Annotated in this window: 6 protein-coding genes; 5 read left to right on the top strand and 1 reads right to left on the bottom strand. The window is 34.0% G+C overall.

Annotated features, from left to right (window positions below):
• Positions 1 to 34 precede the first annotated feature (34 nt).
• From B5V81_RS06200 to B5V81_RS06185, 4 genes are all read left to right on the top strand, one after another.
• Positions 35 to 322: an FAD assembly factor SdhE gene (locus tag B5V81_RS06200; RefSeq protein ID WP_212112694.1), complete on the top strand. Its 288-nt coding sequence runs from the start codon at positions 35 to 37 to the stop codon at positions 320 to 322.
• Positions 323 to 327: 5 nt separating this feature from the next.
• Positions 328 to 3,813 carry a transcription-repair coupling factor gene (gene mfd / locus B5V81_RS06195; protein WP_212112693.1) on the top strand — a complete coding sequence of 1,162 codons (3,486 nt, stop codon included), beginning with the start codon at positions 328 to 330 and terminating at the stop codon, positions 3,811 to 3,813.
• A gap of 230 nt (positions 3,814 to 4,043) precedes the next feature.
• The gene (locus B5V81_RS06190) at positions 4,044 to 4,883 is read left to right on the top strand and encodes a hypothetical protein (RefSeq protein ID WP_212112692.1); all 840 of its coding nucleotides are present in this window, start codon (positions 4,044 to 4,046) and stop codon (positions 4,881 to 4,883) included.
• A gap of 2,453 nt (positions 4,884 to 7,336) precedes the next feature.
• The gene (locus tag B5V81_RS06185) at positions 7,337 to 7,948 is read left to right on the top strand and encodes an invasion associated locus B family protein (RefSeq protein WP_100129479.1); all 612 of its coding nucleotides are present in this window, start codon (positions 7,337 to 7,339) and stop codon (positions 7,946 to 7,948) included.
• A 74-nt stretch (positions 7,949 to 8,022) separates the two neighbouring features.
• On the opposite strand, the gene B5V81_RS06180 is transcribed toward B5V81_RS06185, so the two are convergent.
• Positions 8,023 to 10,653: an Rne/Rng family ribonuclease gene (locus B5V81_RS06180; RefSeq protein WP_212112691.1), complete on the bottom strand. Its 2,631-nt coding sequence runs from the start codon at positions 10,651 to 10,653 to the stop codon at positions 8,023 to 8,025.
• 608 nt (positions 10,654 to 11,261) lie between these two features.
• On the opposite strand from B5V81_RS06180, the gene B5V81_RS06175 reads away from it, so the two are divergent.
• Entirely contained in the window at positions 11,262 to 12,491 is a 1,230-nt protein-coding gene (locus B5V81_RS06175) for an N-acetylmuramoyl-L-alanine amidase family protein (protein ID WP_212112690.1), read from the top strand.
• Positions 12,492 to 12,537: the final 46 nt, after the last annotated feature.

The raw sequence follows: 12,537 nt of genomic DNA, 5'->3' as shown, positions 1-12,537 counted from the left end.
ATAGTTTATATTACTTTATTTAAGGAGACTTTTTATGACAGTTCTTGTCAACGACAAAAATCAATTGGATGTGCGTCGTCGCCGATTGATTTTTCGTGCATGGCATCGCGGTATTCGTGAAATGGATCTCATTTTTGGACGTTATATCGATGCTCATATTGCTGGAATGAATGATAAAAAGCTTTCTGAACTTGAGTATATTATGTCTTTTGATGATCGCGATTTACTCACATGGATTACTGGAGAAACTTTACCACCCTCTGAAATTGATAGTCCACTTTTTCGTGATATTGCCAATTATCATACTTACTTAACTTATTGATTTCTATGCCTATATTTAAAAAAATTGTCATTCCACAAAATAGTTCTGTTCATATGATTTTTGATGGCGTTACTGATGGATTTGAAGCCTTTGCCCTTGCTAAATTAAGTTCAGAAATTGCGCAAGGTAAACCACTTATCTATGTTGTCCGAGACGGAACAAAAATTTCGCATTTACAACAAGTTTTAAATTTTATTGAACCCAATTTGCCAGTATTTCAATTTCCTGCATGGGATTGTTTGCCTTATGATCGCGTGTCCCCAGGAATTGCTGTTATGGCCCGTCGACTATCAGCATTAGCACGTATGGCAAATTTACGTCAAAATCCACATCCTGCAATTATATTAACAACCGCAAATGCAATTATGCAAAAGTTGCCTCCCCGTGAAATGATAGAATCCCAGCTTATTCACGCACATGTCGGCCAGCGTCATAACATGGGGCATTTAATACAATTCCTAGAAACGAATGGTTTTGAACGTGTTACGGTTGTCCGTGATGTTGGTGAGTTTGCTGTAAGAGGGGGAATAATTGATATTTTTTCTCCTATGGATGTTGAACCTTTACGTCTTGACTTTTTTGGAGATACGTTAGAAAGTATCCGCGTATTTGATCCAGAAAGTCAAAGAACAACACGCCAAAAAACTGAACTTTTATTACAGGCAATGAGTGAGGTCGTTCTCACACCAGAACGCATTAGCCGTTTTAAAAGCAATTATACGCGTACATTTGGTATATCACAAAAAAATACCATGCTTTATGAAGCAATTGCTCAAGGTCGGCGTTTTTCTGGTATGGAACATTGGCTTCCATTTTTTTATGAAAAACTTGATACTTTTTTTGATCATTGTGGCAATTTACCACTTGTTTTTGAGCATCTCGTAGAAGAAGTCTTCATTGAGCGTTATCGCCTTATTGAAGACTATTATAATGCGCGTAAAGAACGTGAAAATGATAAAGAAATTTCTACTTCTTATCATCCAATAGATCCTAGTCTTCTCTATTTAACGCCAGAGCGTGTTTTAGAATGTGTGCAACAATCTTCACAGCGTATTGATTTTTCGCCTTTTAATATTCCACAAAGTTTGGAACAAACAGTTATTCACACCAATGTTAAACAGGGATATGATTTTGTAAAAGAGCGTAATGCGCAGGAAAAAAATGTTTTTTCAAGTGTTATTGATCATATCGCCTCTTTACGCGCTGCTGGAAAAAAAGTACTTTTAGCGTGTTGGAGTGAAGGGTCTCTCAATCGTTTGCTACAAGTTCTTGATGAGCATGGATTGAAAAAAATAGATATTGTAAAATCCTTGCAAACTGTCAAAGCAATACCACGAGATCATATATTAGCAGCTGTTATCATGATAGAACATGGTTTTGAAGCTGAAGATTTAGCGATTATAGCAGAGCAGGATATCCTAGGTGATCGCTTCATCAGATCGCCAAAGCGACGTAAGAATAATACAAATTTTATTTCTGAGATTTCTGCTTTAAATTCGGGTGATATTGTTGTGCATATCGACCACGGTATCGGCCAATTTGTTGGTCTAAAAACGATCACAACCACAGGAATTTTGCGAGATTGCCTTGAAATTAGATATGCTGGAGGTGATTTACTCTTTTTACCTGTTGAAAATATTGAGCTTCTCTCACGTTATGGCGCAGAAGGAACAGAGGTAACTTTAGATAAATTAGGGGGTGTTGCTTGGCAAGCACGTAAAGCGCGGCTTAAAAAACATTTGTTGGAAATGGCAGGTCAATTAATCCGTATAGCTGCGGAACGTGTGACACGTGCTGCCCCTGCTTTACTTCCACCAGTTGGACCATTTGATGAGTTTGTTGCTGGTTTTCCCTATGAAGAAACGGAAGATCAAATGAACGCCATTGAGGCCGTTTTAGACGATTTATCATCCGGCAGGCCGATGGATCGCTTGATATGCGGTGATGTTGGTTTTGGAAAAACCGAAGTGGCCATTCGAAGTGCTTTTGTTGCTGCATTAAATGGATATCAAGTTGCTGTTGTTGTACCAACAACTTTGCTTTCACGCCAACATTACAAGACATTTATTTCTCGTTTTCAAGGATTACCGGTTAAAATTGGTCATGCTTCAAGACTTGTAAAAACGAAAGAGCTTGCACAAGTTAAAAAAGGTATTTCAGATGGTACAATTGATATTGTCATTGGAACCCATGCATTATTAAGTGGTGCAGTCAATTTTTTACGGTTAGGTCTTCTTATCATTGATGAGGAGCAACATTTTGGGGTAAAACACAAAGAGCGTTTAAAAGAGCTTAAAAGTGATATTCATGTTCTTACACTTTCAGCAACCCCCATACCACGAACTTTAGGATTAGCATTATCAGGAGTTCGTGAACTTTCATTAATTACCACTCCACCCATTGATAGAATGGCGGTTCGTACTTTTATTTCACCATTTGATGCACTGGTTATACGCGAAACTTTGCTTCGAGAATATTATCGTGGTGGACAGAGTTTCTATGTTTGTCCTCGTATTTCTGATTTGGCTTTTGTAGAAGAATATCTCAAAACACATGTTCCAGAACTTAAATTTGTTGTGGCTCATGGACAAATGCCGGCTGGACAACTTGATGATATTATGAACGCATTTTACGATGGACAATATGATGTTTTACTATCAACAACCATTATTGAATCCGGTCTTGATATTCCAACAGCTAATACATTAATTGTGCATCGCGCTGAGATGTTTGGTCTTTCTGCACTCTACCAGTTACGAGGAAGGGTAGGGCGCTCAAAACAACGTGCTTATGCACTCTTTACATTTCCTTCTGGTAAAGTTTTAACACCTGCAGCTGATCGTCGTCTTAAAGTGTTACAATCTCTTGATACATTAGGTGCAGGCTTTCAATTAGCAAGCCATGATATGGATATTCGTGGTTCAGGCAATTTTTTAGGTGAAGAACAATCAGGACATATCAAAGAAGTTGGATTTGAACTCTATCAAAAAATGCTTGAAGAAGCTGTTACTGAATTAAAAGATGGAGAGCTAAGTGAGGATAAGCAATGGTCACCTCAAATTTCACTTGGTACAACCGTGATGATTCCAGAAAGTTTTGTACCTGACTTATCATTACGTATGGGGCTTTACCGACGCTTGACAGAACTTGAGAATTTAGACCAAATTAATGAATTCGCGGCAGAGTTAATTGATCGCTTTGGTCCTTTACCCCTTGAAGTTCAACATATCCTTAAAGTTTTTCATATCAAAACATTGTGTCGAAAAGCCCATGTAGAAAAATTAGATGCTGGACCAAAAGGTATTGTTATACAGTTTCGCAATAACTATTTTGCCAATAGTATTGCTCTTGTTCAGTGGGTGGGGAAACAAGGTTCAATGGCAAAAATTCGTCCAGATCAAAGCATCGCTCTTATTCGGGATTGGGCTAATATCGATGACAGGCTTATTGAAGCAGCAACGATTATGACACAGCTTGTAGAAATGGCATAACGACATCTTGTTTAAAGCAGTTTTTCTACTTTTCAACACTATTCCTTGTTTTTATAAAAATAATATTTAAATTTATAATACCCCTTATATAGTTATTTTTGTTCTTTATTTATAATACGTATTGATACAATAAGCAAAATAGCTTAGATGGTGCAAGCATAATAAATAGAACTTGCCTATAAGAGTTTTTTTGTAAATCTCTCAAGAGAAAAAATTTAGATCAAGATAATATGCTTTCTTCATTACAAAAATTGCTAACGATAGTTTTTTTATTACTCCCTTTAATATGTGGCGTAAAAAACGTTTATGCTGAGTTATCTTCTGAAGAACAATATCAACATTTTAAAAACAAAAGAAAAAATATTAAAGATAGGATACAATTTATTGAAGAAAGTATTGCTCATTTGGATGTTTGGGAAAAAAATATTTCTAAATCAGAATACTATAAGCGTTTGCAGGAACGGAATAAATTTTTAAAAGAGCTGAAAAGTCTGAAAGATGAATATTATAATCTTGGTTCAAATTTACAGGATCTATTTGAAAAAAAACGAAAACTTATTTTTAGAGCACATATAGCGAGAGAGTATGAAGTAGGGGAATATGAAGAAAAGCTGATTAAAGCAAAAAACTATTTGAAAAAAACTCAGATGTTTAATGAATGGATAACAAATGAGAAGAGTGGAGGTAATGATGAGATAATGAAAAATTATCTCATGTTTATTATTATGTGCGATACGTTAGCGGATATATTGCAAAGCGATATAGGTGCTATTTTGCGCAAAGATTTTGATTGGAAAGATAAAGATTTTATCTGGGCAAAAGACGCAAGTAACTCGATAGGTCCCAATTTAGTTAGGGATATGAAAGAATTGCTAACGGATGGTTCTCATAGCTATGAGAAACAAATGTTTGACGATATAAAAGATGGACTTACAGGAGATGATTGGTTTATAAAAAATGCACCTATGCTTTGTAAAACCATTAAAGAAGTACATACTATAATGCTTCCAGACAAGAGAAAGAATATTATGAATCGCATGCGTTCTCGTGTTAAAGATTGGTTCAATTAAAGGAGTATTTTTTGTAATATGTGAAAAATATTTAATCATTTTATAACAGTATATTTGATGAAAAATAATACTATAACAATGTACAATTTAAAATTTCTTCAGGTAAATACAGTAAAAAATTAATTTAATAAACTAAACAATAGAAAATATTTATGATAAATAGTTTATTTATAAATATTTTCTAAATTTTTATTTTTTTATTAAATAAATAATATTCTATATCTAATCTATTATTCTTATCACATAAAATGCAATTTGATTATTTAAATGGTTATTCATTTCGTATCATAAATCTTGTTTCATTAATACGATAAGAGGGATACATTCATAATGCTATTTTATATAAGGAAACAGAGTGATATATTAAATTTATTTTGCGTTACAGTTTAAATCATTAACCATTTATATCTTTGATATTGTGAAAGATGAAGGGCGTTTTATCAGCATTTATTATTTTAAATGATTTTTTTATCTGACAAATGACTAAAATAAATTTGTAAAAGCTGTTTTATGCACATTATAAAGTTAAAAAATGATATCTATATGGTGGAATATGGATATTTAAGATAAGCACAGAGCTACCTATTGCTCAGGAAATTAAAGCAGTAACTTACTAGAAATTAAGAGCTTTGTTTAAGTAACAAATTGATGCAATTAAATTGATAGTCTAAATGGGTATTGAACACACTGCTGCTATCATTGCTTCTATAGCAGGATTATTTTTTCCTCACAAATTAAAACTTCCTTTAAATTTTGAAGAAATTAAACCTTGATAGTTTATTTTTTGCATTTTACACAGAAGAAAAAATTTTTAATTTTTCTATAATTATATCGTATTCAAACATAAAACGTTTTTGATTTGCTTATCATCAATGGTTCTTATTTCAATACGAATGCTCATATTTCTCAGTGCATTTAAACTTATTTCCTGATGATGCTTGTGAATAGTGCAATGTAAAATTTTCCATAAAGTGTATAAGATCTATTATCATCACTTTTGTTTAATAAAAATATAAGGTGGCACTATCATACAATTGTTATTTTTCAATGTTGTATAAACAGTATTGGATAAGTGAAATGATTCCATAAGGGGTGTTCTTATTCTTTCTGTTCAATAGTTTTTATTTTATATAAGCACTCCCCTTTATGACGAGCAAGTAAGTAAATTTTATTGATTTAAGACAAAAGAGGTTTGCACTATTAGAGTTTCTATAATAGATTGATTTATAATAATTAATTTTATCATGTTGAATGAGAAATCTGAATAGTTTAAGATTCTCTCGTTCCAAATCTGTTTACGTTGAATTAATCAAATTTATTCGCTTGCACATTATAAGGGGAGAGAGCATCGAGACAAAACTATACAAGAAAGGAATAAAGATGCCTCTTACGAAGTATTTCGAGTGCCAAGAGCTATCATCGCACAACATTGAGAGCAGGGGCAAAGTGTGATGATGCTCCCGTGCTCTTTCATACGCGTAAAAATAGAGAGCTCAATGGCTTTATCATTATACCATTTACGGATGAGTTTAGGTACCTTAAGAGATGTCTCTTAAAAAAAGCGCATAAAATCAATATGTAATACAATGGTATGGTGTGATCCCATTAAAGCAATGCGATAAACAAAAGCATGAGGCAATGCATAATCTTCATTATAGAAAACGCTAAATTATTCTTATAGATTAATATGTTATTCTCTTTTAAAGAAAGTTTATTATAAAAATATTTTCAATAATCATAGATTTTTTGTCTGAAAAAATGTGTCGTCAAATTAAGAAAAATTAATTTCTTAGTCGCGTATTTTTAAACTCAGCTTTTTTAGCTAAAAGCTATAAATACAAAAGTTTTATAACAAAAGCACACCACTATTGTTTCATAAACAAGGATAGAAAATTGTTTACAGAAAAAATTCTTTTACAATTTTTTTTAAGCCGCAGATTAGGAATGGATTTATTTCATCAAATGTCCTTATAGGTTAACTTTATCCTTTTCATTTATACGAGGGACAGATAAAAATATGACAAATTTTATCTGATACTTTGGAATTTCATGCATTGCAATACTTGTTACTAAAGCCTTACCCCCCTAACATCCCCTAACATGAAGAGCAGTAAGTGTTTAAATTCGTAAGATTTTTAGAATAACATAGGGGTTTATTTTAATTGATATTGCAATATTGATTCGTTTATGTAATCTTAGCGCAGATACACAGGGGTGCTTTATGGATAAGTTGCATCAAATACCCGTGTGATAAAGAGGGGAATGCTATATGAGTGTATAAAAGTTTAAATGGCTTGTCGTAGTTTTTTCTCTAAATTTGACTTTTTTTTTTATATTGAAGTAAAAATAATTAAATTAAGTATTATTTCATTATAATTTAATAAATTTAATTTGAGATTATATTTAATATTTTTTAAGTTACTTAAGAGTGCGTTGAAAGGATTAACTTAATTATGTCGCATAAAAATGTCTATTCTGCTGTTTCTGTATTAGTTGGAGCGGCTGCCCTTTTTCTTATAGCTGGTATTTCTGCAAATGCGCAAACTTTATCACAAGGTTGGTACAAAGTTTGCAGTAAGCAGCATGATGTTGATATTTGCAATACAATGAATACTGTATTATCAAATACGGGACAACCTTTAACGGCTTTTAATCTTGTTGAAATAAAAGGGAAGCAAAATGAAAAGCGTATAGGTATTCAAGTGCCTACAGGCCGTTTTTTGCCAGAAGGTGTTCACATTCAAATAGGTGATGGCTTCTCTAAAAAAATTCCTTATATCATTTGTAATGGACCAAGTTGTATTGCGAATGATGTCTTAGATGATAAGCTTATCGCAGCTATGAAAAGTGGTACAAAAATGGTTGTAACCACAGTTAATTTCCGTGGTTCAGCTAATCCTATTGAATTTTCTCTTAATGGATTTACTGCTGCGTATACCGGTCCTGGTATGGAAGAAAAAGATTTCCAACAAGAGCAAATAAAGTTGCAGCAAGCCATTCAATCAAATCAAAAAGAAATTGAAGAGCGTATGCGGGCTGAGCAAGAGAAAGCAAAACAAAAATAATATAAAATTTGTTGAAATTTTTTCTATAGTTGTTTATTCAAACCGCCACAATTTTTGTGGCGGTTTTTTTATTGTTAATTTTTTGAAAGAGTTCTACGTTTCCACCAACCAATACGTGCAGTTTTAGGAGCATCATTAGACTCTGATGAGATAACAATGGGTTGGTTAATTGTTTTTTCAATTTGAGAAGGAGAGGATTCAATAACTTCCCCCATCTCCGTTATACTTTCTTCCTTTAATGTTTTTTGTATTTCTGTTGTTTCTTTAGAGGATGATTTTTTACGTGTTCTACGTGTTGATTTCTTATCATTTTCAGGAGATTTATCTTCCTGCTCATGAACAGATTTATCTGCTTTTTTTGTTTTAACTTTACGGACTGAACTGTTTTTAGGCTTTTCTTCAAGAGATTTTTGTTCTGCAACATTTTGATTATTCTCTAGAGAAAGATTATTTTCTACTGCCTTTGAAGGACGTGTTTTACGTTTTTTAGATTTAATATTTGTATCAACTTTTGTCGCTTCATCTTGCTGTTGTACATCGAGAATTTGTGTATCATCTTTTATTTCTTCAAGTTTAGAAGATTTAGCGGATGGAACACGACGTTTGCGGTGCGCTGCTTTAATTTCTGCTAAAGCCTGTTTAGCAAAATCTCCTACTGGTTCTGCGTAAGGAACGCGAATCTGAAAAAAGCTATTATCTTGATTGCGTCGACCACCACGACGTCCTCGACGGCGTCCTCGACGATAAGAATCATCATTCAGGGCATCTTCTTTTTTATGAACAGTGGAGAGAGAATGATCCGTCACTTCATCGTGACGATTTTTGCGTTGACGTTTTTGATTTGTTTCAGTGAGAGGGGGATTTTCAATAGATTCACTTTTTATGAAAACAGAATCGTCAATTTCTTGCTTATTATCATCTTCCAATGAAGATTGAGAAATGCTTTCTGCTATTGTGCCTTTAGAAATAACAAGATGTTGCGTTCCAATGCTATCATCTGCTTCAATACTAATATTAAGTTTAAAGCGTGCTTCTAAATTAACAAGAATATTGCGTTTATGATTTAACACATAAAGTGCTGTTGCTACGGGTGTGCGCACAATAATATTATATTGCGAATTATGAAGAAGATATTCTTCAATTGAGCGCATGACATGTAAAGCTATTGATGATTCAGAACGTATACTTCCTGTTCCTGCGCAATGAGGGCAGGGCTGTGTTGTACTTTCTAAAACGGATATACGAATACGTTGACGGCTCATTTCTAAAAGGCCGAAGTGTGAAATATGACCAACTTGAATACGAGCACGATCATTTTTTAAACAGTCTTTTAATTTTTTTTCGACCAATCGCACATTGCGTTCTTCAAGCATGTCAATAAAATCAATCACGATTAAACCAGCAAGGTCACGCAAGCGTAATTGACGCGCTACTTCTTCTGCTGCTTCAAGATTAGTTTGTAAGGCTGTCTTTTCAACAGAGAATTCTTTTGTAGAGCGTCCAGAATTTACATCAATAGCAACAAGTGCTTCTGTTTGATTAATAACAAGATAACCACCAGATTTTAAAGAAACCTGTGGTTGCAACATTTTATCAAGCTGAATCTCAATATTATTTCTTGCAAAAATAGGTGTAGGATCGCGATAAGGTTGCACGACTTTTGCATGACTTGGCATAAGCATACGCATAAAGTCTTTTGCTTCACGATATCCTTGATCTCCAGAGACTAGAATTTCACTAATGTTCTTATTGTAAAGATCTCGTATAGAACGTTTTATGAGATTGCTTTCTTCATGAACAAGGCATGGAGCCGTTGATTTAAGTGTCAAAGTGCGAATAGTATCCCATAACCGCATAAGATATTCATAATCGCGTTTAATTTCAGCTTTTGTTCTATTGGCACCAGCGGTTCGTAGGATAACGCCCATACCCTTTGGAACGGCTAATTCTTTTACGATTTCTTTAAGACGCTTACGGTCTTGTACATTCGTAATCTTTCGTGAAATACCACCACCGCGTGCTGTGTTGGGCATGAGAACAGAATAACGACCCGCTAGAGAGAGATATGTTGTAAGTGCAGCACCTTTATTTCCGCGTTCTTCCTTGATGACTTGCACCAACAAAATTTGACGTCGTTTAATCACTTCTTGAATTTTATACTGGCGCCCTTGTTTTCTTTGATACGCTGGGATCTCTTCACGGATATCCTCAGCACCGACCATTTCGATCTCATCATAAGAGGCATCGGCATTTAATATTTCTTCTGTATGATCAATTGTTACAGCTTCGGATGTGATATCGTTTTCAATATCGGCTGCTATGATGCCGTTTTTCGTATTCTTTTTTGTTTTTCTAGAGCGTTTTTTATTTTTAGTTATTTCTTCCGTGAAAACATCTGCTAGATTTTCTCCTACAGCTGCCTTTTCCTCTTCTTCAAGAAGAGCAAGGCGATCAGCCACAGGAATTTGATAATAGTCAGGATGAATTTCAGAAAATGTTAAAAATCCATGTCGGTTTCCACCATATTCAACAAAAGCAGCTTGGAGAGATGGTTCTACACGCGTAATACGTGCAAGATAAATATTCCCCTTGAGCTGTTTTTTATGTTCTGATTCAAAATCAAGTTCCTCAATTTTGTTGCCGTGAACAACAACAACACGTGTTTCCTCCGGATGGGAGGCATCTATAAGCATTTTGTTTGACATAAGTTAATATCCTGAAGGCGACATGCACAATTTCATTCAAACGAACGGTACAATTATTCGTAGACGTAAAGGGCTGTCTGCCATAAAAGGGAGGTACCAGAAAAACAGGACGGAACACCACATGTAGACGCATGACTGCATTTACATCATTTCTCATCATTATCCCCATCCGTTTTTTATGACTCATATTTCTTAAAAGTCTCTGGTAAAATAATCTTTAAAACAGTTCGGATATCCGAACCAACGAATCTTAAGTAATGCAATCCTAGTTTTATAACATAGAAATTTTTCATCCATAACAAAGTCTCAACGCATAATACGCAGCATCCCCTTTAAGACAACTTACTATGAGTTACAGATAATTAGATCTATTATCAGTTAGGAAGCACCAATATTCTTTTATGTTGATATCATGCGTTTGGCAAGTAACAATGTAAATCATGTATCATGATAATATTTTTATTACCTTAATTTTTTTTTGGTGTTTATAATGGAGGGGCTTAGCATTTATTGAAAAATAGAAAATAAATTGGTGTATCGTTTTTATATAACCAAGATAAATTATTACAAATGTCGTGTAGAGTACTTTACTTATGATAAGAGGGCTTATGATAAGAGTTTTTTTTACCCAAAAACTAAAAACAGCCTATTGGGATGTTATTGTACAATTCATATGTTTTTTATTATTTTTTGGGGTATGCCAAACCAGTGTTCAAGCAACTGATCCTTTGAAGCTTATTAAATTTCGAACCATTGGTGATAGTGCTCATACGCGTATAATTGCGGTTTTCAATTCAAAACCCAATGTTCATTTGCAGATTTTAGATAGACCAGCACGTTTGGTTATCAATTTACCCATGATTGACTTTTCAATGCAAGATACGCCGTTAAAGAAACAGAATGCATTGTCGGTTATGCTCTTAAATGTGCGTTATGCTTTCTCTGACATACAAACTTCACGCATTATTTTAACAAGCAAAACAGCTTTTGTTGTTGAAAAAAGTATCGTAAAAAAATTAAATAATGGCTTATGGCAGTTGCTGGTTGATATTCGTAAAAGTACACAAGAAAAATTTGATAAGGTATTAAAAAGCCAGCAAAGAAGCAATTTTGATACAAAACCACCGTTGATTCCGGCACAAAATTTTCGTGTTGTTCTTGATCCTGGTCATGGTGGTATTGATGGTGGTGCACGGGGGGGCACTGGAATTTTAGAAAAAGATGTGACATTAGGTTTTGCGCGAGCGTTGCGAGATGAATTACAAAAAGACTCTCATATTAGCGTTGCTTTAACGCGTGATTCTGATATTTTTTTAAGATTAAGTGAAAGAGTTAAAAAAGCGCAAGAGTTTGAAGCTGATCTTTTTATATCCATTCACGCGGATACAATTGGTGTACATTCTCTTCGTGGTGCCACAGTGTATACCATATCAGATAAAGCTTCCGATGCCATTGCTAAATCTTTAGCTGAAAGTGAAAATAAAGTTGATTTGCTTGATGGTTTGCCTGCAGATGAAACGCTTGAAGTTACAGATATTTTGATGGATCTTACACGACGTGAAACGCATACATTTTCGGTTAATTTTGCAAATAGTGTTATTTCAAGTTTATCGAAGAGTCATATCAACTTGATCAATAACCCTCATCGCTATGCTAATTTTCAAGTTTTAAGAGCTTCAAATATACCCTCTGTCTTGATAGAGGTCGGTTATTTATCCAATAAAGAGGATGAAAAGTTATTAAATGACCCTCATTGGAGAAAACAAATGGCTGTCTCTATTGCTCATTCTATTCGTCAATTTGCTGATTATAGGCAGAAAATGGTACAGCCTCTTTAAATTTGTGAGAAAATAGAGTAATCAATATGGGATTTTTGTATGTCCT

Origin of the sequence: Bartonella queenslandensis, assembly GCF_018155095.1 — a bacterium.
In the GTDB taxonomy this organism is placed as follows: domain Bacteria; phylum Pseudomonadota; class Alphaproteobacteria; order Rhizobiales; family Rhizobiaceae; genus Bartonella; species Bartonella queenslandensis_B.
The sequence above is the reverse complement of the archived record's forward strand: the minus strand, read 5'-3'. Positions and strand labels throughout refer to the sequence as shown.